Source organism: Nonomuraea sp. CA-143628 (assembly GCF_050942315.1).
GTDB lineage: Bacteria > Actinomycetota > Actinomycetes > Streptosporangiales > Streptosporangiaceae > Nonomuraea.
Genome location: NZ_CP192072.1, coordinates 8287979 through 8310808 on the forward strand (window position 1 = coordinate 8287979; position 22830 = coordinate 8310808).

The 22830-nt window shown below is 71.5% G+C and carries 19 protein-coding genes; 9 read left to right on the forward strand and 10 right to left on the reverse strand.

What is annotated here, in order from left to right:
• Window position 1: 1 nt before the first annotated feature.
• Together mtnA and ACQP2T_RS37755 are read right to left on the reverse strand one after the other, a co-directional pair.
• Window positions 2-940, reverse strand: coding sequence for an S-methyl-5-thioribose-1-phosphate isomerase (mtnA, locus tag ACQP2T_RS37750; protein ID WP_433509671.1), 939 nt, complete (start codon window positions 938-940; stop codon window positions 2-4).
• Window positions 941-985: 45 nt separating this feature from the next.
• On the reverse strand, window positions 986-2851 hold the full coding sequence (locus tag ACQP2T_RS37755) for a CASTOR/POLLUX-related putative ion channel (protein ID WP_433509672.1): 1866 nt from the start codon (window positions 2849-2851) through the stop codon (window positions 986-988).
• Between the two features lie 108 nt (window positions 2852-2959).
• Between ACQP2T_RS37755 and ACQP2T_RS37760 the strand changes: the two genes are divergently transcribed.
• Both ACQP2T_RS37760 and ACQP2T_RS37765 read left to right on the forward strand, forming a co-directional pair.
• Window positions 2960-4519, forward strand: coding sequence for a serine/threonine protein kinase (locus ACQP2T_RS37760; protein ID WP_433509673.1), 1560 nt, complete (start codon window positions 2960-2962; stop codon window positions 4517-4519).
• Window positions 4520-4599: 80 nt separating this feature from the next.
• Window positions 4600-5709 (forward strand): DUF5925 domain-containing protein, encoded by a 1110-nt coding sequence (locus ACQP2T_RS37765; protein WP_433509674.1) that lies wholly within the window; start codon window positions 4600-4602, stop codon window positions 5707-5709.
• Between the two features lie 100 nt (window positions 5710-5809).
• Here ACQP2T_RS37765 and ACQP2T_RS37770 read toward each other — a convergent pair whose 3' ends face one another.
• Window positions 5810-8083 carry a DUF6493 family protein gene (locus tag ACQP2T_RS37770; protein WP_433509675.1) on the reverse strand — a complete coding sequence of 758 codons (2274 nt, stop codon included), beginning with the start codon at window positions 8081-8083 and terminating at the stop codon, window positions 5810-5812.
• Window positions 8084-8285: 202 nt separating this feature from the next.
• Between ACQP2T_RS37770 and ACQP2T_RS37775 the strand changes: the two genes are divergently transcribed.
• Genes ACQP2T_RS37775 through ACQP2T_RS37785 form a run of 3 tightly spaced genes read left to right on the forward strand, consistent with a single transcriptional unit; the run spans window position 8286 to window position 12514 of the window.
• On the forward strand, window positions 8286-9338 hold the full coding sequence (locus tag ACQP2T_RS37775; RefSeq protein WP_433509676.1) for a C39 family peptidase: 1053 nt from the start codon (window positions 8286-8288) through the stop codon (window positions 9336-9338).
• Between the two features lie 3 nt (window positions 9339-9341).
• Window positions 9342-11255, forward strand: coding sequence for a prolyl oligopeptidase family serine peptidase (locus ACQP2T_RS37780; RefSeq protein ID WP_433509677.1), 1914 nt, complete (start codon window positions 9342-9344; stop codon window positions 11253-11255).
• A complete protein-coding gene (locus ACQP2T_RS37785) occupies window positions 11252-12514 on the forward strand; it encodes a M20/M25/M40 family metallo-hydrolase (RefSeq protein ID WP_433509678.1) in 1263 nt (420 codons plus the stop codon). The genes ACQP2T_RS37780 and ACQP2T_RS37785 overlap by 4 nt, the downstream gene beginning before the upstream one ends.
• Here the strand turns inward: ACQP2T_RS37785 and ACQP2T_RS37790 are convergent.
• Complete coding sequence (locus tag ACQP2T_RS37790) at window positions 12511-14013, reverse strand: FAD-dependent monooxygenase (protein ID WP_433509679.1); 1503 nt, start codon at window positions 14011-14013, stop codon at window positions 12511-12513. The genes ACQP2T_RS37785 and ACQP2T_RS37790 overlap by 4 nt on opposite strands.
• Window positions 14014-14108: 95 nt before the next feature.
• Here ACQP2T_RS37790 and ACQP2T_RS37795 point away from each other — a divergent pair, with 95 nt between their 5' ends.
• Complete coding sequence (locus ACQP2T_RS37795) at window positions 14109-14759, forward strand: TetR/AcrR family transcriptional regulator (protein WP_433509680.1); 651 nt, start codon at window positions 14109-14111, stop codon at window positions 14757-14759.
• Between the two features lie 40 nt (window positions 14760-14799).
• Window positions 14800-15396 carry a TIGR03086 family metal-binding protein gene (locus ACQP2T_RS37800; RefSeq protein WP_433509681.1) on the forward strand — a complete coding sequence of 199 codons (597 nt, stop codon included), beginning with the start codon at window positions 14800-14802 and terminating at the stop codon, window positions 15394-15396.
• Window positions 15397-15425: 29 nt separating this feature from the next.
• Here the strand turns inward: ACQP2T_RS37800 and ACQP2T_RS37805 are convergent, their stop codons facing one another.
• The 5 genes from ACQP2T_RS37805 to ACQP2T_RS37825 form a co-directional block, all read right to left on the reverse strand.
• The gene (locus ACQP2T_RS37805; protein WP_433509682.1) at window positions 15426-17027 is read right to left on the reverse strand and encodes an ABC transporter permease; all 1602 of its coding nucleotides are present in this window, start codon (window positions 17025-17027) and stop codon (window positions 15426-15428) included.
• Entirely contained in the window at window positions 17024-17929 is a 906-nt protein-coding gene (locus ACQP2T_RS37810; RefSeq protein ID WP_433519881.1) for an ABC transporter ATP-binding protein, read from the reverse strand. The genes ACQP2T_RS37805 and ACQP2T_RS37810 overlap by 4 nt, the downstream gene beginning before the upstream one ends.
• Window positions 17930-18132: 203 nt before the next feature.
• Window positions 18133-18876: a DUF427 domain-containing protein gene (locus tag ACQP2T_RS37815; RefSeq protein WP_433509683.1), complete on the reverse strand. Its 744-nt coding sequence runs from the start codon at window positions 18874-18876 to the stop codon at window positions 18133-18135.
• Window positions 18877-18914: 38 nt separating this feature from the next.
• On the reverse strand, window positions 18915-19502 hold the full coding sequence (locus ACQP2T_RS37820) for a hypothetical protein (RefSeq protein ID WP_357946013.1): 588 nt from the start codon (window positions 19500-19502) through the stop codon (window positions 18915-18917).
• 71 nt (window positions 19503-19573) lie between these two features.
• Window positions 19574-20041, reverse strand: a complete 468-nt coding sequence (locus ACQP2T_RS37825) for an adenylyltransferase/cytidyltransferase family protein (RefSeq protein WP_433509684.1) — start codon at window positions 20039-20041, stop codon at window positions 19574-19576.
• A gap of 159 nt (window positions 20042-20200) precedes the next feature.
• On the opposite strand from ACQP2T_RS37825, the gene ACQP2T_RS37830 reads away from it, so the two are divergent.
• Together ACQP2T_RS37830 and bla are read left to right on the forward strand one after the other, a co-directional pair.
• Window positions 20201-20653: an ATP-binding protein gene (locus ACQP2T_RS37830; protein WP_433509685.1), complete on the forward strand. Its 453-nt coding sequence runs from the start codon at window positions 20201-20203 to the stop codon at window positions 20651-20653.
• Window positions 20654-20795: 142 nt separating this feature from the next.
• On the forward strand, window positions 20796-21707 hold the full coding sequence (gene bla, locus ACQP2T_RS37835) for a class A beta-lactamase (protein WP_433519882.1): 912 nt from the start codon (window positions 20796-20798) through the stop codon (window positions 21705-21707).
• A 4-nt stretch (window positions 21708-21711) separates the two neighbouring features.
• On the opposite strand, the gene ACQP2T_RS37840 is transcribed toward bla, so the two are convergent.
• Window positions 21712-22689, reverse strand: a complete 978-nt coding sequence (locus ACQP2T_RS37840; protein ID WP_433509686.1) for a response regulator transcription factor — start codon at window positions 22687-22689, stop codon at window positions 21712-21714.
• Window positions 22690-22830: the final 141 nt, after the last annotated feature.

Consider the following 22830-nt stretch of genomic DNA (forward strand, 5'->3'; position numbering starts at 1 on the left):
CTTAGGGTCTGATCACCCTTTTGTCGGTGACGATCGCGGTGATGAGGTCGTGCGGGGTCACGTCGAACGCCGGGTTCAGCGCCCGCGTGCCCTCGGGCGCCACCCGCATGCCCCTGATGGAGACGATCTCGTCGGCGCCTCTGTCCTCGATCTCGATCTGCCGGCCCGAGGGAGTGGCCTGGTCGATGGTGGTCTCGGGCGCGACGACGATGAACGGTACCCCGGCCCGTTCCGCGCCGAGCGCCAGCGCGTACGAGCCGATCTTGTTGGCGGTGTCGCCGTTGGCGGCGATGCGGTCGGCGCCGATGAGCACCGCGTCGATGTCCCCCTTGGCCAGCAGGTACGGCCCGGCGGAGTCGGCGACGAGCCGGTGCGGCGCGCCCATCCTGCCGAGCTCCCAGGTGGTGAGCCGGGCCCCCTGCAGCAGGGGACGGGTCTCCAGGGCGAGCACCTCGGCCAGCCGCCCGCGCTCGTGCAGCGTCTGGACGACCCCGAGCGCGGTGCCCCGTTCGACGGCCGCCAGACCGCCGGTGTTGCACACGGTCATGATGCGCAGCCGGTCGCCTTCGAGCAGGTCGGCACCGCGCCGGCCCATCGCCTCGCACGCGGCGATGTCGTCGTCGCGGATCCGCAGCGCGGCCTTGAGCACGGCCTGCGGCCCCTTGGGCAGGTGCGTGGCGGCCTGGTCGACGCCCCAGGCGAGGTTCACGGCGGTGGGCCGGGCCGCGCGCAGCCTGGCTATGGCGTCCTGGTCACCGGCCGCCAGCACGACGCCGAGCGCCCCGGCCACGCCGAGCGCGGGCGCCCCGCGTACGGCCAGCCGCCGGATGGCGTCGATCAGGTCCGCGACGGTCTCGATCCGCAGCATGACGCACTCGTCCGGCAGGCGCGTCTGATCCACCAGCTCGACCGCGCCGTCTACCCAGTCAATCGTCCTCACGCCCAAACCGTAGCCTTCCAGGCAAGTCCGCGCCGTCACCCGGGTTCAGCGCTCGGCCAGGACGATCACCGCGTCCTGCCGGTTCAGCACGATGGGCTGGGACTTCGGCGGGTTGAGGACGATGCCGTAGTGCGGCGGGATGTTGAGCGCCGAGGTGTCGCGGTAGCCGATGGCCGTCTCGCCTCTGCGGCGCGCCGCCTCGATGACCGTCGAGAACGTGACCCGCGTACCCGAGGCCACGTACGAGCCGGCGGGGCGCGGGTAGATCTCCGAACCGCGCGAGTCGAACAGGTAGCCGAAGACGTCCGCCAGGTGGCGGTTCTCCGCCAGCTGGGCCAGCAGGAGGCCGATCACCGTGTCGCTGATCACGATGTCGTCGGCCTCGGTCACCTCCGCGAGCGCGCGGTTGTTCTCGTCGTGCATCTCGCTGACGATCGAGTAGTGCTCGCCCATCGCGCTCTGCATGTCGCGCAGCTGCAGCAGCGTCATGAGCGTGCGGGTGTCGGCGTGGTGCGGCTTGAAACGGTCGTCCGACAGGACGATGACGTGCTGGAAGAGGCCGACACCGAGGGATTCGAGCGCGTACCGGTCCGTGGTGTCGCATTCCTTGACGTTCACGGTGAGGTTGACCAGGTCCGCCAGGCCGGTCCCGGCCTTGGGGTGGTCGGCGGCGATCTCCAGGACGGAGCCGGGGGCCACGTAGGCGTCGAGGTAGTGGACGATCTGGTCGGCCCGGCCGTTCCAATTGAGCAGGAGCGTGCGCTCGGGTTCGAGCGGGGAGTGGCCGGCGACGGCGATCGCGCTCTCGTCAAGAGTGGGCTCGCCGGTGGCGAGCCGGATGGCGGAGTCGTCGTGGGCGATGACGATGATGTGGTCGGCGGCCTCGACGACGGTGTCCATGGCCGGGTTCAGGACGACTCCGGTGGGCCGGCGCAGGCCGATGACCGTGGCCGTCTCGTAGGCGTGCTGCGCGTCGCCGTACGTGCTGCCCGCCAGCTCCGTCCCGGCGCGCAGGTAGATCTCGCCGCCGTCGAAGTTCAGCAGGTCCATGCAGACGACGGACATGCCCGACTGCCGCGAGGACTGGACGATGAGCCGGGCGGCGGTGTCGTCGGAGTCGACCAGGTGCACGTCCTTGCCGCCGGCCAGGCGGGCCGCGGCGATGTTGCGGCTGGCGGCGATGGCGGCGACCACCGGCGGGCGGGTGCCCTGGCGCTTGGCCAGGGCGAGCAGGATCTTGATGACGTGCGCGTCGGGGTCCTCGCCGTCGGGTGAGAGCACGACGACGGACCGGGCGGCGGCCAGGTTCATCAGGTTGAGGTCACGCGACTCGGTGGGCCTTCCCGTACGGCAGACCAGGCGGGTCCTGCCCAGGTCGCCGATGTTCTCGCGGATGTCCTCCTCCATGGCCAGCTTGTCGCGTTCGGCCAGTACGGCGATGACCGAGCCCGGCTGGCTGGCATGCGCCTTGGCCAGCTCGGCGACGATCGTGAACACCTGGTCCGACCAGCCGAGCACCACCGTGTGCCCGGACTCGACGATGCGGGAGCGGCCCCTGCGCAGCCGGTCGACCTTCTGCTTGAGGCCGTTGGACAGTAGGCCGACGAGCATGCTGACGACGAAGATGCCGCCGAGCGACCCGGCGAACATCACCGCCATATAGGCGACCGACCCCTTGTCGCTGGCGACCTTGCTCGGGGTGAGCGCGTGCATGAGCGCGATCCACACCACGTGGCCGGCGCCGCCGACGCCCTCGGGCTCCTCCGGGGCCAGCCAGAGAGTGAGCCCGGCGACCACCACGATGAGCCCGACCGACACCACGGCCAGCCAGCCGATCAGTGAGGCCGTGCCCTTCGACATGGTGTTGTCGAACCAGTACCGCGCCCGCTCGCGGAACGTCACCCTCGCCACCCCAGAAACCCCCACGTACGCAGTGATTCGATCAAGGACATTTTCGATCGAGGACACAAGGTACCGGGCTATCTATACAGATGCATGACGAGCGGTAACGTATCCGCCATGGCGACCCCCCTGACCCCGGACGACCCGGCGTCGCTGGGCGCGTACCGTCTGGCCGGGCGGCTCGGCAAGGGCGGGCAGGGCGTCGTCTACCTGGCGCACTCCCGCGACGGCGAGGCGGTCGCGATCAAGCTGCTCAGCACCGGTGACGAGGAGACCCGCGCACGGCTGGCGCGGGAGCTCGACGCATTGGAGAGCATCGCCTCCTTCTGTACGGCGCGCGTGCTGAACGCCTCGATCGACGGGCCGCGGCCCTACGTCGTGAGCGAATTCGTCGAGGGCCTGTCGCTGGCCGAGCGCGCCCGCGAACGCGGCCCGCTGCGCGGCGGCGAGCTGGAACGCCTGGTGGTCGGCACCGCCACGGCCCTGGCCGCCATCCACGCGGCGGGCATCGTGCACCGCGACTTCAAGCCGGCCAACGTCCTGCTCGGCCCGGACGGGCCCCGGGTGGTGGACTTCGGCATCGCCAGGGCGGAGGGCGCGGCGACACTGACCTCGGGACTGATCGGGACGCCCGCCTACCTGTCGCCCGAGCAGATCGCCGGCTCGCCCGCCTCCCCCGCGTCGGACGTGTTCGCGTGGGCGGCGACGATGGTGTTCGCGGCGACCGGTCGCAGCCCGTTCGGCGCGGACACGGTGCCCGCGGTGCTGCACCGGGTCCTGCACGCGGACCCGGACCTGTCGGAGCTGCCGCCCCGGCTGCGGGGGCTGATGGCCTCGTGCCTGGCGAAGGACCCCACGCACCGGCCCACGGCCCGCGACCTGATGGTCTCCCTGGTCAATCCGATGTCGACCCCGCCTTCCCCTGCGCCGGGCGTCCCTGCCGGCCAGGCCACCGACAGGCAGGGGGCCGCCGGTCTTCCGGGTCAGCCTCCCGGGAGGCCGGGTGCCACCGGTTTTCAGGGTCAGGCCACCGGGAGACCGGGCGTCCCTGCCGGACCCCTCGATACCGGCCCTGGGGAACGTACGGGACCACGAGCCGCGGCGCTCACCACGGACGTCTCCAAGCGGAACCGCTCGCGTGGCCTGCTGGTCGGCGCGGTGGCGGCCGTGCTGGCCCTGGGGGCGGCGGGAGGCACCCTCCTGTGGATCAACCGCGCCCCGACCGGCGCCACGGCCCACACGTCCTCGACCCCCGCGCCGAGCCAGAGCAGCACCGCTCAGGAACCCACGAGCACCGCTACCGAGAAGACCACCACCGAGACGAAACCTCAAAGCGGCTCGCTGAAGATCCCTGCCACGTTCGCCGGCAAGTGGTCCGGCCGCATCACCTCCACGAACCCGATCGACTCCGACGGCGCCACCATCACGATCGATCTGAAGACCGGTCAGTCCACCGCCTCATGGGGCCAGAAGGACAGCGCCACCAGCTGCACCGGCAAGATCACACTGACGAAGCTGACCGGGACGAAGCTCACCTTCTCCCTCCAGCCCGACACGATCGACTGCATCGCCGGCACGGTCTGGCTCACGCTCGACGGCGGCAAGCTCGCCTACATCTGGCGCGACGTACCGGGGCCCGGCCTCGTCGAGGAGACCGGAGACCTCAGCAAGGGCTGACACCCGGAGCGCCAGCAATACCTCTGGAATTGCGCAAATGCCGTCGACAGACCGGGCCGCGAACCTGGATCATTACTGTTATGTCTGTGATTAAGGAGGTGCCGTTCCCCAGCCCGGACTCCCCTGAGCTCCCGATGAACATCTGGATCGACGACGCCGACTCCGCCATCGACGTCATCGACGCTCTGGCCTTGTCGCCGTTCGCGACCGGCGTCCAGCCCTGGTCCCGCCTGGCCAACCTGGAGCGCGTACGCCCCGACGCCGCGCTCCGCCCCGAGCAGGGCAGGACCGTACGCACCGCGCAGGTGCAGGACGGCTCCGTGTCGAGCCTGATCTGTGGCGACGGCTGGACCCTGCGGGTCATCCGGCACCGCAACCGCACCGCGACCGTCAGTGTCACGGCGGTCAGCGACGAGCTGGCCCGCTCCGTGCTGAAGGAGTGCACCGAGGGCGCCGAGGAGCCGGAGCCCGACACCGACCACGTCGAGATGGGCTTCTGGTGGCGCGGCGCGCACGGCGGCACCCGCTCCGAGAAGCCGATCACCGCTTCGCCCTGGGACGAGATCAGCGGCAACTACTCCGCCCGCGTACGCGGCTCGCTCGACAGCCTGATGGCGGTCACCCCGGCCGACGTCGGCGGCCGCCTCGTCCTGCTGCACGGCCCGCCGGGCACGGGCAAGACCACGCTGCTGCGCTCGCTGGCCAAGCAGTGGCAGGACTGGTGCCAGGTGGACTGCGTACTCGATCCGGAGCGCCTGTTCAACGAGCCGGGCTACCTGATGGAGGTGGCGGTCGGGTACGACACCGACGAGGAGGCGCAGCGGTGGCGGCTGCTCGTGCTGGAGGACTGCGACGAGCTGATCAGCTCCTCCGCCAAGGCCCAGACGGGCCAGGGGCTGTCGCGGCTGCTGAACCTCACCGACGGCTTGCTGGGACAGGGCCGTGACGTGCTGGTGGCGATCACCACGAACGAGGACCTGACCCGGCTGCACCCCGCCGTCGTACGTCCGGGCCGGTGCCTGGCCCAGATCGAGATCGGCCCGCTGACCAGGAACGAGGCGGTCGGCTGGCTCGGCTCGTCCGAGGGCGTCGGCCCGTCGGGCGCCACGCTGGCGGAGCTGTACGCGCTCCGCTCGGGCCGCGCGATCCCCCCCGCCGCCGAGGGCGAATCCACCGGCCTGTACCTCTGACCCCTCACCCGCGCGCCCGGCCGAGGCGACACGCCCCGGCCGGGCGCGCGGGCGGGGAGATCAGGCGAGCCCGACGTCGAGCCGACTCTGGCGAGCCGGTTCAGGTGAGGCGGGCGTGGAGGCGGCGCGCTTCGCGGACGAAGCCGCTGCTCCCCTTGCGTCGCGCGATCTCCGCGACGCACGGCAGCTCACCCCGCGCCCCCGCCCACGACGCCGCACGTACGGCGAAGCCGAGCGCCTGCGTGTGGGCGGTGCGCGCCCGCTCCCCTGGCCCCGGAAGGTAGACGGCCAGGAACCCGGCCACCACCTCCCACACCTCCCGATGCGCCCCATGCCGAGCCGCGCTCTCCAGCGACTCGGCCACCGCGCTCAGCTTGTACCAGGCCCTGCGCAAGAGCAGCGCGAGCTGCCGCCCCACCTCGGCGGCGGGCAGGTCGCCCCGCCCGGCCATCTCGACCAGCACCCGGACCCCCTCGTTGGGCTGCTTCCCGCCCGCCCAGGAGTTCCGTTCGACCAGGAAGTACGCCAGGAGCAGCGCGACCCCCTCACCCGCCGGCCCACCGGCTCGGGCCAGCGCCCAGAGCATGTCCGGCTCCACCCCGGGCGCGTTCCACTGGTAGAGCAGGAACGGCAGGCAGTGCAACACCACCGCCTCCCGGTCCGACGGCAGAACGGCGGGCCACCACGACAGGTAGACGCCGTGACCGTCCCGCCGCGACGCGCTCGGATCGTCGAGCAGATCACGGAGCGGCCCGAACCCACCGTACGAGGGAGGAAGCGGCCCCGACTCGCCATCCGCGAGACCGGGCGGACCCGACTCAGCACGTGAGAGACCGAGCGGACCCGACTCACCGCACGGGAGGGCGATCCTGGGCACGAGGTCGGGATGCTTCCCGCCGGCGGGCTCGCGGTCGCCGGTGTAGGTGGTGGACCCCCGAGTCCACTCGACGGCGGTCACCGGCACGGGCCGGCCGCCGCTCATCCAGCGGGCGGCCGTGACGCCCGCTGTGGACGTCAGCCCGCCCGCCCGCGCCGCCACCTCGGGCGCGACCGAGCGGGGCAGTCGCAGGAGCGCCTGCCACAGGTCGGCGTCCATGACCTTGGCGCCGGTACGTTCGTAGCCGTCGAGCCGGTCGACCAGCACGCCGGGATCCAGGTGCCCGGTGCCGCTCGTGGGGGTCGCCAGCAGGTACGGCGGCAGCGTGCCCGCCCGCAGCGCGGCGTGGACCTCGGCCCAGCGCCGCAGCAGGAACAGGTGCGGCGGCGACACCCGCACGGGCGACGGCAGCAACGACGACGACCACCCGAGCCAGGTCTCGGGCGTGACGATCTGCCTGGCCATCGCCTCGGACCACTGGTCCAGGTAGCGCCACTCCGGCTGCACGTCCAGGCGGGTCGGCCAGCTCGTCCAGCGGGCCAGGACGGAGCGGAGCAGGCCACGGTCGTCGGTGCAGAACCGGACGAACCCCTCCAGCCACCGCTCCGCGCCCTGCCAGTCCTCGCGCTCGGGGAAGGCGCCCAGTTCCCGGATGTCACCGATCAGCGGGAAACCGGCGTTCTCCTGGGGAGACGCGGGCAGCGGCACGGGCATGAAGCCGTCGTCGTCCTCGTCGGCCGGAACCTGACCGCCGAACACCGTCACGAGTTGTTCGCCGAGGTCCGGCGGGAGCAGCCCGAGCGCGTCACGGATCACCTCGGCGCCCGCGGAGGTGAATCGGGCGGCGTGCTTGAGCGCGAGCCGTACGGCCCGCTCCTGGAGGTCGGGGGCGTCGCACGCGAAGGCGTACGCCAGGGCCAGGGCGTAGTCGTCGGCATCGTCAGCGGCGTCGCGGACGGCTTGGTCGAGCCAGCTCAGCCCGACCGACACCAGCTTGCGCTCGGGCCTGAACAGCAGCGCCCGCAGGGCCTCGGCCACGTCGGCGGGGTCGAGCGTGTCGAGGCGGCGCAGGTGCCGTAACGCCAGCTCGGCGACCACAGGTGGCGCGGCGGGCAGCAGCCGCAGGTAGTCGTGGGCCCGCGCCGCGACCTCGGCGTGGGCGGGCTCGACGAGCTCGTGCAGCCGGGCGAAGAAGCGCAGGTCAGCGGCCTGGCCGCCGCGCAGGAAGCGGCGGACGCAGCCGGCGAGCAGCAGCTCCCGGTCGATCATGCCCTCGCGCTGGAGCTCCGCCAGCAACGCCGACCAGCTGTCCCGCATGGGCGGATCGGCCAGCGCCATGCCCACGCCTTCCGCCTCGAAGATCAGCGGCAACAGGTGGCCGGGCAGCCGCCGGGCCACCTCCTTCCTGTCCTGATCGTCGAGCCCGAGCACGATCTCCGCGACCTTGACCGCGTCACGGGTGGCGATGGCCTGCTCGACGACCTCCCAACCGCTCACGGCCGGTCCTCAGGGCCGAGCCGGGTCCGGGAGCCGGATAACGCCGTCCCACCGGAGGTCGAGAGAGCGGGTCTGCCATCGGAGAGCAGGGAGGAATACGCCTGCACTGCTTGAGTCATGGCCGGAACATTAGAGATCACCACCGACAAGATCACCGCAGTACGTAAACCTTCCGATGCGCGACAACCGGTGCGAAACCACAATGGGTCCGGTGCTCACCGTGGACCCGGCCCGCGTCGCCTTCGCCCGCTTCGCCGTGCCCGCCACCCCATTGACCTCATGGACCAGCCCGGAACACCCGATCGGCTTCACCGCGACCCAGCTCGTCGCCTCGTGGACCGCGCGGACCCCGCCGGGCACGTGGATCGAGGTGGAGCTGCAGGTCAGGCTCGCGACGGGCGAGCAGTCGAAGTGGTACGTCATGGGCCACTGGGCCGAGCACGACGAGATCCGCACCTCCTTCCCCGGCCAGGGTGACGAGGACGGCGACGTGGCGGTCGACACGTTCGTGGCGCGCCGGCCGGTCACGGCCTACCGGGTGCGGGTCACGCCGCACGGCGCGGGCGCGCGCGTGGACTGCCTGGGCGTGATGGCCTCCGCCCTCTCCCAGGGTCCCCCGGTCCCGAGCCTTCCGGGTACGGCCGGAGCCGTCGAACTGGTGGTGCCCCGGCACTCTCAGTACACGCACACCGGTCACCATCCGGAGCTCGACGGCGGCGGCGCCAACTGGTGCAGCCCCGCCTCGGTGGCGATGGTCCTCGGGTTCTGGGGTCGCGGTCCCGGTCCCGAGGAGCTGGCCTGGGTGGTGGCCGGCGACCCCAGTCCGGTGGTCGACCACGCCGCGCGCGGCACGTTCGACCACAGTTACCAGGGGACCGGCAACTGGCCGTTCAACGTGGCCTACGCGGGCCGGTTCGGGCTGGCCGGGTTCGTGACCAGGCTGCGGTCGGCCGCCGAGCTGGACCTGTTCGTGCGGGCGGGGATCCCGGTGATCGTGTCGCTGTCGTTCAAGGCGCACGAGCTGCCAGGGTCCGGCTACTCCTCGGGCGGGCACATCATGGTCGTCACCGGTTTCACCGCCGAGGGCGACGTCGTCGTCAACGACCCGGCCGCGCCGAACGACGCCGACGTGCGCCGGGTCTATCCGCGGGCCGCGTTCGAGAACGTCTGGCTCCGGAGCTCGGGCAGCGGCGGCATCGTGTACGTCCTCCACCCGCCCGAGCGTTCCTTGCCCCCTTCCGATGGCAATTGGTGAGATATGAGCAGCATTCGACCGATCGACGTGGCCCGTACTGATGGCGGCCCCCAGTGGGTGGAGGCCGTCGCCACGCCCGCCGGACTGGAGGTCTGGTGGGACGAGCCACGCCCGCACGAGGGCGGGCGGCGCTGCGTGGTGCGCCGCCTGCCGGACGGCTCCCTGGTCGACGCTCTGCCTGAGGGGTGGAACGCGCGCAACCGCGTGGTCGAGTACGGCGGGCGGTCCTGGCGCCCGCTGCCCGGCGGCGGCCTGGTCTTCACCAACTGGTCCGACCAGCGCATCTACCGCCTGGACGGCCCACCCACGACCGGCGATCCCGCGGTCGGGCTGACCGCAGCCGGGGAGCCCGTTGCTGGGGAGCCGGTGGCGCTCACACCTGAGGGGACGGCGCGCTACGCCGACCTCTACCTCCCGCCCGGGCGGGACGAGGTCTGGGCCGTGCGCGAGCAGGACAATGTGCGCGACCTGGTCGCGGTGCCACTCAACAGCGGCCCGCTCAGAGTGATCATCAAAGCCCAACATTTCCTGATGAATCCCCGCATTTCCCCCGGCGGCGGATATGTCGCCTGGATCGGCTGGGACCACCCGAACATGCCCTGGGACGGCACCGAACTCTGCGTGGCCCCCCTCGACGACGACGGAACCGCCGGGCCGTACCAGGTGATCGCGGGCGGCCCGGCGGAGTCCGTGATCCAGGCGGAGTGGCGCGACGAGCGCACCCTGTACGCGGTCGCCGACCCGACCGGCTGGTGGAACATCCACCTCGTCACCCGCGACGGCTCCGGCGCCCGCAACCTCACCCCGATGGCCTCCGAGGTCGGCACCGCGCCCTGGAAGCCCGGCAGCACCTATTTCGCGGTCGCCGGCGACCGCCTGGTGCTCGTGCACGGCACCCCCGACCGCCGCCTCCTGAGCGTCCTGGATCTGGAGAGCGGTGACCTGCGCGAGATCGGCGGCGAGGCGACGTACTGGGCGCCGACGATCTCGGCGGCGGAGGGCAAGGCAGTGGCGGTGTCCGCCACTCCGTACACGCCCACGCGGGTGACCGTGGTCGACCTCGACGGCGGCGCGCACGAGGCGGTGTCGGCGCCGAAGCCGCTGCCCGACCGGGCGCTGCTGCCGACGCCCGAGACGGTGACGATCGAGGGCGTGCACGCGCACCTGTACCACCCGACCGGGGTTCAGGGTCCCGCGCCGTACGTGGTCTTCGCGCACGGCGGGCCGACCGGCAGCTTCACGATGACCCTCGACCTGGAGGTCTCCTACTTCACCAGCCGGGGCCTCGGCGTCGCCGAGGTGAACTACGGCGGCTCCACCGGCTACGGCCGGGCCTACCGCGAGCGGCTGCGGCACCAGTGGGGCGTGGTCGACGTGGCCGACTGCGCGAAGGTGGCGCGCGGGCTGGTCGAGCTGGGCCGGGCCGACGCCGCCAAGATCGCGATCCGCGGCGGCAGCGCCGGTGGCTGGACCACGGTCGCGGCGCTGGTGCACAGTGACGTGTTCGCGGGCGGCGTCGCGCACTACGCGATCACCGATCCGGAGAGCTGGGCGGCCGAGACGCACGACTTCGAGTCGCGCTACCTCGACGGCCTGATCGGGCCGCTGCCCGAGACGCGCCGGCGTTACATCGATCGCTCGCCGCTGCTGCACGCGGCGCGGGCGTCCGGACCGTGCCTGATGCTGCACGGCCTGGAGGACGCGATCGTGGACGTGGGCCAGGCCGAGCGATTCGTCGCCGAGCTGGACCGGCACGGCAAACAGTGGGCCCTGCTCACCTTCGCCGGAGAGCAGCACGGCTGGCGCCGGGAGGAGACCATCGTCGCGGTGCTGGAGGCCGAGCTGGCATTCTATGGACTGATCTTCGGGTTCGAGACGCCCGAGGTGGCACCGCTCAAGCTGAAGGGACGGTCGTGAAGAGCGTCGGCGAGATCTGCTCGGACCTGATCAGGTTCGACACCTCCAACCCGGGGTCGGGCGAACGCCCGGCGGCCGAGTACGTGGCCACGCTGCTGGCCGACGCCGGGCTGGAGCCGGTGGTGTTCGAGTCGGCGCCGAAGCGGACGACCGTGGTCGCCAGGATCGACGGCGACTCCCGTGACGCGCTGCTCGTCCACGGCCACCTCGACGTGGTGCCCGCCGACCCGGCCGAGTGGCGGATGCACCCGTTCTCGGGCGAGATCGTCGACGGCTGCGTCTACGGCAGGGGCGCGGTCGACATGAAGGGGTCGTGCGCGATGACGCTCTCGGCCGTGCTCGGCATGGCGGCGCGCGGCCAGCGTCCCAAGCGCGACCTGGTGCTGGCGTTCCTGGCGGACGAGGAGGCGACGGGCGACTACGGCTCGCGGCACGCCGTCACCGAGCACCGGGAGCTGTTCGACGGCGTGACGGAGGCGATCAGCGAGTCCGGCGGCTTCAGCGTCGCCGCCGGCGACCACCGCGTCTACCCGATCGCCGTGGGCGAGCGCGGCACCGCCTGGATGAAGCTCACCGCCCACGGCGTGGCCGGCCACGGCTCCCGGCCCGCGGTGGACAACCCGGTCGCGACGCTGGTGCACGCGCTGTCACGGGTGGCCGCCCACCAGTGGCCGGTACGCCTGACGCCGTCGGTCTCGGCGCTGCTCCAGAGCCTGTCGGAGATCACCGGCCAGCCGATCGACCTCGACCGCCTCGACGAGGAGGCGACTCGGCTGGGCGCGCTCGGCCATCTGTTCAGGGCGCAGATCCGCAACTCGGCCAACCCGACGATGCTCGACGCGGGCTACAAGGTGAACGTCGTGCCGTCCACGGCCCACGCGCACGTGGACGGCCGCTACCTGCCGGGGCTCCAGGAGGAGTTCCTGGCGACCATGGACGAGCTGCTCGGGCCGAAGATCACCAGGGAGTTCGTCAATCTGGAGGACGCGCCGGACGCGCCGTACCCCTCGTCGTTCTTCGACTCGCTCGCGGGCTCGCTCGTGGCCGAGGACCCGCTCGCCCGGCCGGTGCCGTACGTGATGAGCGGCGGCACCGACGCCAAGTCGTTCGCCACGATCGGCATCAAGGGGTACGGTTTCGCGCCGCTCATGCTGCGGCCCGATCTGGACTACTTCGGGATGTTCCATGGGAAGGACGAGCGGGTGCCGGTGGAAGGGCTGGAGTTCGGCACCCGTGTGCTGACCCGGCTGCTGACCTAACCGACCCCGAACCAGGCGTCGAGGGCCTCGGCGAGACCGGCTTCGCCGGAACCGGCCCAGGCGACATAACCGTCAGGACGTACCAGTACGGCGGCCGCGTCGGCTTGATCCACGGTTCCGCCCACCACGCGGACGCGGTCGTCGCGGCCTTTCGCGGCCGCGCGGGTCTCCGGTGAGCCCGCGAGGTCCAGCAGCAGGCCGCGGCCGTCCCTCAACGACTCCCTGACCCACCCCACGCCCTCGATCTCCCAATCCGGTACGAACCGCCCGGCCAGCGACCGCGACGCGTCCGGCGCGTAGTCGATGTCCGTGCCGTTGGCCATGGCGATGAAGTGCCCCCTGGTCTCGGGGAGCTCCAGCGCCTCGGAGATCACCTCGCGCAGCGCGTCGACCTGCGGTCCCGGCCGCATCAGCGCGACCTGGGCCCTGGTGTTGCGCAGGACGCGGGCCGCCACCGGGTGCCGCTCGGCGGTGTAGGTGTCGAGGAGCCGTTCGGGCGCCTGGCCGCGCACCACCAGGGCGAGCTTCCAGCCCAGGTTGGCCGCGTCCTGGAGGCCGAGGTTGAGCCCCTGGCCGCCGATCGGCGAGTGGACGTGCGCCGCGTCCCCGGCGAGCAGGATGCGGCCCTTCCGGTACGTCTCGGCGTGGCGGGTGTTGTCGCTGTAGCGGATGCCGGCCTCCAGGCTGAGGACGACCGCGTCGGTGCCGCTCGCCCGCCGGATGCTCGCCTGCATCTCCTCGGCGGTGACCGGTGCGTCCCGCTCGGTGGGACCGCCGTCGAACTCGATGGTGGCGACCTCCCCCGGCACCAGCGACAGGTTCACCAGGCCGCCGGGGGCGCGCAGGGTCGAGGTGAGCGCGCCGGGGTCGGCCAGCTCGGCCACAGCGGTACGCCCGGTCATGGTCGCGGACGTGCCGGTGAACGGGATGCCGGACTGCTTGCGCACGAGGCTCCGGCCGCCGTCGCACCCCACCAGGTACCCGGCCCGTACGACCCGGCCGTCCGCGAGTGTGGCGACCACGCCGTCGCCCTCGTCGGCGATCTCGGCGACCCGGCACCCGGAGCGGACCTCGACGCCGAGCCCGGCCGCGTGCTCGGCCAGAACCCGCTCCAGCTGGTGCTGCTTGAGCATGAGCAGCTCGGGAACCCGGTTGCCGGCCTCGCCGATCAGCGGCAGGCCGCTGAAGTGGCCGCCGCTCATGCCCAGCTTGAGCATGTACACCAGCCCAGAGACCATGTCCCCCGCAACGGGTTCACCACCGGTCCCCAGCTCGCCGAACAGCGCCCACTGCGCCTCGGCCAGCGGCTCCACCAGCCCGCGCAGGTTCAGCGTGTGGAGGGTGCGCGCGTTGAGCGAGCGCATCCCGAGGCTGCGCGTGATCCGTTCCTGGCCGGTGGCCGCCTCCAGGACCAGCGGGTCCGCCCCCGCCAGCTTCAGCTCGCAGGCCAGCAGCAGGCCGACCGGCCCGCCACCGACGATCAGTACGTCCGCGTTCACGGAATCTCCTTACTTACGGTGTATGCTTACGCCGTAAGTACATACATACACCGTAAGCTCTGTCAACCGGAGGTCTACGACAGAAGGAGTGACGAATGACCCGGCGCGAGCCGCTGAACAGGGAGAAGGTTCTGGACGCGGCCCTGGAACTGGCCATGGAAGAAGGCCTCGAAGGGCTGTCCATGCGGCGGCTGGCGAAGTCGCTCGGCGTCGAGGCGATGTCGCTCTACAACCACGTCTCCAACAAGGCCGACATCCTGGACGGCCTGGCGGAGCGGGCCTTCGACCAGGTCGAGCTACCCGACCCGGCGCTGCCTTGGCCGCAGCGACTCCGAGCGGTGGCGCTCAGCATGTACGAGGTGTTCGCCCGCTCTCCGGTGGTGCCGATGGCGTTGCTGACCGACCAGTCCAATCCGACCTCCGTACGGGCGCTGGCCCCGATCGACAGCGTGGTCGGCGCCCTGTACGAGGCCGGCTTCGACGACGCGGCCGTGTGGCGCGCGCTCGGCGCGGTGAACAGCCTGATCTTCGGGTCGCTGCTGCTGTCCACCGGAGGGTTCAACGTCGACACCGGCGAGCACGCGGGACGCAAGCAGGTCGGCGTCTACATCCAGGAGATGGACCCGGCCCAGCTCCCGCATTTCAGCAGGCTGCTACGGAACATCCCCCCGACCGACCCCGCCACCGATTTCGAGCGCGCGCTGGACATGCTCATCCTCGGACTGGAACAAAGCATTCCGTTCTGATAGAGTGAAGACACAGCGGAACGAACGGAAGGAACCCCCCATGAGCGACAACATGCCGACCGGCTGGGACATACTCGACGCCGCGCACCAGGCGCTCCGCCAGGCCGTGGCCGGCGTCCCCGCCGACGGCTGGGACCTCCCGACCCCCTGCGCGAAGTGGAACGTCACCCAGGTGCTCCAGCACGCCGCGGGCGACCAGGTGGGCTTCGCCGCCTTCCTCACCGGCGAGCCGGGTCCCGCCGAGAACCCGTTCGAGCCGACGGGCGAGCTGGCCGAGGAGCCCCGGGCGTACGCGGAGGCCGCGATGGAGCGCTCGGCCAGGGCCTGGGCCGGTGTCGACAAGAGCGCCGAGCAGGTGCCCGTCCCGGTGCCGCCGAACACGATGGCACCGGCGCTCGGCGCGGGCGCCTGCGCGCTCGACGCGGCGGTGCACGCCTGGGACATCGCCGTGGCCACCGGACAGTCCTCACCGCTGACCCCGGAGCTGGCCGGAGAGCTGCTGCCGGTGGCGAAGGCCATCGTCGAGCCGCTGCGCCAGTGGGGCGCCTACGCCGCGGTGGTGCCCGCCGAGCCGGGCGACGACGAGGTCGCGGAGCTCCTCCGCTACCTGGGCCGCAACCCGGCCTGGACCGCCTGAGCGACCGAGCCGAAGTCCGGGCCGGGGGCTCAGCCGAAGTCGCGGCGGCGGAGGGCGAACAGCCCGCCACCGAGCAGCAGCGCCGACAGCGCGACCATGGTGAGGGCGGGCACCGGGTCGAAGGCGGCTCCGGCGACGGTGTTGGGGATGTAGTGGAACGGCTCGAAGGGGGTCCCGCCCCAGAGTCCGTACAGTGGACCGGCGGCCCGTCCCATGACCGCCACCGCGACCCAGGTGATCCAGCCGATCGCCACGGAGGCCCTCGGGGCCAGGCCGTAGGCGAGCATGCAGACCGCCCCGACCAGCCAGGCGCCGGGGACGGTGCCCAGGGTGCCGGCGAGGATGCGGACGATGTCCGACGAGGGATCGCCGACGAGGAAGGCGTAGAACGTACCGAAGACGACTCCGGCGACGGCGAGCAGTGCCGCCGTACCAAGACCGGCCACCACCAGTTGCCCGGCGGCCCAGCGCAGCCGGGTCATCGGGGTGGCCTGTACGGCTTCCGCGCGCCCGGTCGTCTCGTCGGCGCGCAGCCGATGGACCATGAGGACCGGGTAGAGCGCGATGACGTGGGCGAAGATCAGGATGATGGCCCACAGCGCGAAGTCGACCGCTCCGCCTCCCGAACTGCCGCCGAAAGCCTTCAGCAGGTTGTCGACCGTGACGCCGGGCGCCTCGGTGAACTGGTACGCCAGGGTGCTGACGCCCCCGGCCGCCGCCGCGAAGCAGCCGATTCCGACGGCCCAGGTGATCAGCAGGCCCCGGTGGAGCCGCCAGGCCAGGCTGATCGGGCCGCGCAGGCCGGGGGCGGTCATAGGCCCGCGACGCTCATGGATCACTCCGGCGCCGAGGTCGCGGCGGCCGGCCAGGCGGTAGGCGATGGCCATCAGGGCCGAGGTCACAGCCGCCGGAATCGCCAGCAGCCACCAGCGATCACTCCAGTACGGCTCCACCAGATGGCTCCAGCCGATCGGGGAGATGTACTTCATCCAGTACTGTCCGGAGGCGTCACCCGCATAGCGCAGGATGTAGGCGAGGCCGAGCACCGACAGGGCGATGGCTCTGGCCGTACGGGCGGTCTGCGCGAGCTGGGCGGTCACGGCGGCGATGGCGCCGAACACCCACCCGGCCATGGTGATGGCCGCGCCGTAGTCGATCGACCCGGCCGGATCCAGCCCGATCCCGATCAGCGTGATCGTGGTCACCGCGCCACCGGCGAAGCTGACCCCGCCCGCCACCAGCAGGGCCGCGGTCAGGGGAGCCAGGCGGCCGAGCACACCCGCGCGCAGCAGCTCGATCCGGCCGGCCTCCTCGTCGGCGCGGGTGTAGCGGACGACGGCCATCAGGGCGGCCAGCCCGTTGAACACGTAGAGGAAGCCGCCGCTGCGCCAGGCCTGCATGTAGCCCAGGTCAGGCACGACGAAGCCGCCGCCGAGCGCCCGGAAGAAGCTGTTTCGGTTGATCATCGTGGTGTAAGTGGTCATCACCTCGGGGGTGGGCATGTTCCGGTTGATGTAGGAGACCATCGCCAAGGCCAAGGCGACGAGCAGGATGATCCACCACGGCGCGATGCTTCTTTCGCGGCGCAGCGCCAGCCGTACCGACCGAGCCGTCCCGGTGAGCGCGTTCATCGGCTCGCCTCCGCGCGCGTCCTGTCGTAGTACCGCAGGAAGACCTGCTCCAGCGTGGGCGGTTGGCTGACGAGACCACGGACGCCGAGTGAGGCGAGGCACCGCAGCACCGGACCGAGCGCGTCGGCCTCGACGTCGAAGCGCACCAGACCGTTCTCCGCTCGCACGTCGTGCACTCCCGGCAGCTCGGCGAGCTCATCGGGAGGGGCGGAGAGCTCGGCCTGGATGGAGGTGCGGGTCAGGTGCCGCAGGTCGGGCAGGCTGCCGGTGTCGATCGTCCGGCCGTCGCGGATGATGGTGACCCGGTCACACAGCTCCTCGACCTCGGTGAGGATGTGGCTGGACAGCAGTACGGTGCGGTCGCCGCCCCGCCGCGTCTCGCGAACGACGTCGCGGAACACCGTCTCCATCAACGGGTCCAGGCCCGCGGTGGGCTCGTCGAGGATCAGCAGCTCGGCGTCGGAGGCGAGCGCGGCGATCAGCGCCACCTTCTGCCGGTTGCCCTTGGAGTAGGCGCGGGCCTTGACCCCGGGGTCCAGGTCGAAGCGTTCGATCAGCTCTTGACGCCGGGTACGGTCGGCACGGCCACGCGACTGCATGAGCAGGTCGATGACCTCGCCGCCGGACAGGCCAGGCCAGAGCGTGACGTCTCCGGGCACGTAGGCCAGCCGGGAATGCAGTCTGGTCGCGTCCTCCCATGGATCGCCGCCGAGCAGCCGGGCGGTGCCCGCGTCGGCGCGCAGTAAGCCGAGCAGGATCCGGATCGTGGTGCTCTTGCCGGCACCGTTCGGTCCGAGAAAACCGTGCACCTCGCCGGTGTTCACGGTCAGGTCGAGCCCGTCCAGCGCCCTGGTGCGGCCGAACGTCTTGACCAGACCGCTCACTGAGATGGGGGCAGTCATCATGAGCCTTTCTCGTGGGCGCCGACCCTTTGTTCGCGGCGCCGCGTCCCGGATCCGAGCGTCAGCGGCCCGATCAGGGCCGTGCTCCGACGCCTATCCGCGCGTATATCTGACTACGCAATGAGAAAGCCTACTACACGCGCGTGTAGCCGCTAAGGCAGCCCTCTGGGCAGGCTCAGTAACTAATGCCGATCCCCGGTGCGTCAGGCGAACTTGGTCTTCGGCCGCTCCTGGAGTTCGCCGTCGAGGTAGATGTCGAGCTTCTCGTTGTAGAACGCGATCAGCCCCGCGACCCGCTGACTCTCCGGCAGCGGCGTCCGGTACGACCAGGCGAGGTCCTTGGCGCCGTTGACCGTCCAGTACTCCGCCGTGCCCTTGTACGGGCAGTTGGTGGCGGTGTCGGTGCGTTCGAGCAGGTCAAGCCGTACATCCGTCTTGGGCAGGTAGTAACGGGCGGGCAGCCCCGTCTCGAACAGGATGCGGGGGCTGTGCGAGTCGGCCACCGTCACACCGTCGACCTCGACGCGCACGTGCCGCGAGCTCGGCAGGATGTCGACCCTGGTGTACGGGTCGCGCGGGTGGAAGAAGACCTCCTCGTCCTCCTCGAACCAGGATTCCATGGCATCCCACTCGAAGCGGATGTGCCCGCGGATGTCCGCCAGCGGCGACTCCGGGTAGGCCAGCCCCGCCTCCGGGGCCTCCGTGCCTCCCGAGGTGACGGTGTAGACGACGCCGTCTCCCCTGCTGGGCGAGTGCTTCGTGGCGCCCGTCGGCTTGAGCGCCGACTCGTCGACGTCCGAGAGCGGGAAGTAGTACGTCGGGTAATAGGGGATCTCCCACACCAGGAGGGCCTGGGTGGTGTCGGCCACCGCCCGGCCGCCGAGGTAGGTCCTGACACGCTTGGCGGAGCGCTCGACACGCACCCGGCCGCGGTTCGTGGCTTCCATGGTCGCGGCAACCCCTACGAAGCCACCGCTATTCCCCCTTATCGGATGCCGAACGCCGCCAGGGTCACCCATGTCGACGCCACGCCCACCAGCGCCCCGGCCACCACCTGCGCCCACGTGTGGTGCGCCAGCCGTACCCGGGCCCAGCACACCAGCGCCACCACGGCCGCCCCCACCAGGCCGGTCGGTACGGCGGGCAGGACGTGGGCGAGCACCACCACGGTGCCCGCGCAGACGGCGGCGTGGAAGGAGATCTTCCAGCGCATCGTGACCGGCACGGTGACGGCCAGCGCGACGAGCATCGCGGTCACTGTGGCCACCAGCAGCGTCGGCGCGCCCAGCGCGACGAGCAGCACCAGGGCGACCAGTACGGCGGCGACGGCGGCCAGCAGGGGCCCGGTGCGGCGGGTCCGGTCGACGATGTGGTGGGAGTCCAGCCGCCCCGAGCGGACGCCCAGCGCGATCACCCCGGCGGGCACACCGCCGCACAGCGCCGAGGCCGCCAGGCCCCACGCGGCGCCGCTCCAGCCGTGCGCGATCAGCCCCACGGCCGGGGGCATGGTGATCACCAGCACCTGCGGGGCCAGCAGGTCCGTCACCCGCTTGGCAACCAGATCGACCGTCATGGCAGCAAAGCCTACGCGATCTTGAACGGGCCGACTTCCGATCTTGAAAGGACCGGGCCCGCCAGAAGGGGTCAGCCCTTGCCCGCCGCGTTGACGATCCTGGTGGTCGAGCGATTGGGGATGGCCTCCAGCTCCCAGCATTCGGCGCCCAGCAGCGCGGCCGCCGCGCATCGGCCGCCCGCGTGCGGGTCGCCCGCGGTGTGCGCCAGCGCGCCGGGCCGCATGGGGGCGAGCAGGTCGATGTAGTCCTCCGGGCCGTGCGCCGCCGAGGGCCCGGTCACGATGAACACCCCGCTCACGAAGCGGAGCGCGGCCAGCACCTCGGCGCGCTCCACCGCCGGGTTGAACGGGCGCGTCGGCCCCTTCCACGCGCGCACGCGCGGGTCGTCCTCCACGCCGACGACCAGCGGCAGCCCGCGCCCGGCGACGGCACCCAGGTAACGCACGTGTCCGACGTGCAGGATGTCGAAGACTCCGGTCACGAACACTGCCCCCGGGTGATCGTACGGCTGCACCCAGACGGCCTCCAGGCTGCTCACGCAGGCACCCCTCCTAGTCGACTCGTCGATCGCAGCGTACTCGGTCCGCCCGGACGATCGCGCGGGCGACCATGGGAAAGGGCATTCCTACCTTTTAGCGATAATCTCCCGCACCCCTCTGACGCGTCTCATGACGTCGCCGTAATCGGGGAGGTCGCCATGGCACCGCCGGACTTTCACCAGTTGGAAGAAGGGGACCAGGAGCCGTTCGTCGTACGGTTCCCGGGGATTCCGTCCCAGGTGGCGAAGGCCAGGAGACTGGTGACGGCGGCGCTCGGGCGTGATCATCCGCTGTACGACGACTGCGTGCTGCTCACCAGCGAGCTGGCCACGAACGCGATCCTGCACTCCCGCTCGGGCGAGGGCGGCTCGTTCATCGTGTCGGTGCTCGCCGCGGGGTCCCTGGTGCGGGTGCTCGTCAGGGACGGGGGTTCGAGCGGGGCGCCGTGCGCGTGCCGTACCGAGACGCAGGCGACGAGCGGGCGCGGCCTGCCGTTGATCGAGACGCTCAGCCACCGGTGGGGGTTCGTCCGCGAGAACGGCGCGACGTCCGTGTGGTTCGAGTTGCGGCAGGTGATGATCCCCGCGCAACGGTCGGCGGAGGCCGTCTGACCTGCGATCATTTGTCAGCCGATATAGATCCCTTCTCCATATCGATATTGGACACCATCTGATCCGATCTGCTGTGCTCCTCTCCTCTGACGGACGAGAGCAAGGACATGGCATGCGACACCCTCGCCGCCTCACGGCCGCACTGCAAGCGACCGCGCTGACGGTCTCCCTCCTGGCGGGCGGCGCCTATGGAGCGGGCACCGCCTCAGCCGCGACCGCGCCGTCTCAGGTGGTGAGCGACGGTCAGGCGGCCGCGAAGAAGGAGTTGCGCGCGCTGGAGGCGTCCTACAAGGGCCGCATCGGCGCGTACGCCCTGGACACGGCCACGGGGAAGACGATCGCCTACCGGGCGGGCGAGCGTTTCCCGCTGCTGTCCACCTTCAAGGCGATGGTCTCCGCCGCCGCGCTGCACGAGGCCCGTACCTCCGACCCTGGGCTGATGGAGCGGGTCGTCCACTGGACGGCCGACGACCTGAAGCCGAACTCGCCGGTCACCGAGAAGCACGTGAAGGACGGGCTGTCCGTCGCCGAGTTGTGCAAGGCGGCGATCACCTACAGCGACAACACCGCCGGCAACATGGTGCTGAAGCAGATCGGCGGACCGGCGGGCCTGACCCGCTACTTCCGTACGCTGAAGGACCCGATCTCCCGTCTGGACCGCTGGGAGACCGAGCTCAACGACTGGACTCCCAAGGACAAGCGGGACACCACCACGCCCGCCTCCGTGGCCCGCGACCTCGCGAAGGTCACGACCGGCGACGCGCTCACCGCCAAGGACCGGGAGACGCTCAACGGCTGGCTGATCGCGAACACGACCGGGGGCGCCCGCATCCGCGCCGGCCTGCCCAAGACCTGGACGGTCGGCGACAAGACCGGCACCGGCCCGTCGTACGGGACGGCCAACGACATCGCCATCGCCTGGCCCGAGAAGGGTGCCGCCCCCATCATCCTGGCCATCTACACCAACCGCCCGGCCACCGATGCGGCCAAGGACGAGAAGGTCATCGCCGACACCGCCACCGTCCTCGCCCGCGGTCTGGGCAAGATCTCCTAGCCGGCTAGACGTCGAGGCGGCACAGCCCCTCGGCGAGAGCCTTGGTGGTGAGGCGGGTGCGGCTGTCGCAGCCCAGCTTGGCGAAGATGTGCTCCAGGTGGGTGGTCACGGTGCGGACGCTGAGCACCAGGGCGGCGGCGATCTGCGGGTTGGAGTCGCCGGCGGCCACCCGGGTGAGCACGTCCACCTCCCTGCCGGTCAGCTCGTACGGCAGGGTGCACGGGCGTTCGGCCACCACCGCGCCCTGGAGCGAGCCCTGGAAGCCGACGCCGGCCCGCAGCACCCGCACCTCGTGCCAGCGGCCGTCGCGGTCGAGCCAGAGACCGCGGCGGCTCAGCTCGCGCGAGTCGATGAAGGCGCGGGCGAGCCCGGCGATGGCCGGTTCGTCCCACAAGGCCGCGGATCTGGCGACGCCGGGGACCTCGCGGCGCACGCCCAGCCGGTCGAAGGCGGCCGCGAGGAACCCGGCCGGTAAGCCCACCGGGTCGATCACGCACCGGGTCAGGTCCGTGACATGCGCCAGCATGGGCGCCACGGCCGCGACCAGCGAGCCGGTGAGCTCGGGGAAGGCCTCTCTGGCAGCCAGGTGCAGCAGGCCCGTGTAGCGGCCCTCCGCCAGGAACAGCGGCGCGGTCAGCCCGGCGCGCCACCCGTAAGGGGCGAGATGGCGGCGGAAGTAGCGCTCGGTGCCCGGCTCGGGCATCGGCACCGGCGCCCGCGTGGCCATCGCCGTGCGGTAAGCCTCCAGCCCGATGTATTCCTCCGCGGCGTCGCCGTCGATGCGCCGGTGGCCGTCGGAGACGACGCTGTGGTGCCGCCCGCTGGCCGGGTCGAACGCGACGAACTCGTAGGCGTCGACCGGGACCACCCGGCGCAGCGCGGCCATCGCACCGCGCGCGCCACCACCCCCGCCGCCCGCCGCCTGGTAGCCGATTTCGGCGAACGCCTGCAGCTGGCGGACGTTCAGGGTGATCTCGGCCACGGTTCTTTATATCAGTGCGTGCACGGACGTACCGAGATCTCCGGCTACGGCCCCACCGCCCCAGAACGTCAGCCAAGCGTCGCGGCCGAGTCGTCCGCCGATCGCCGCCGTCCAGATTTCTGTACCGAACTGGGCCTTCCT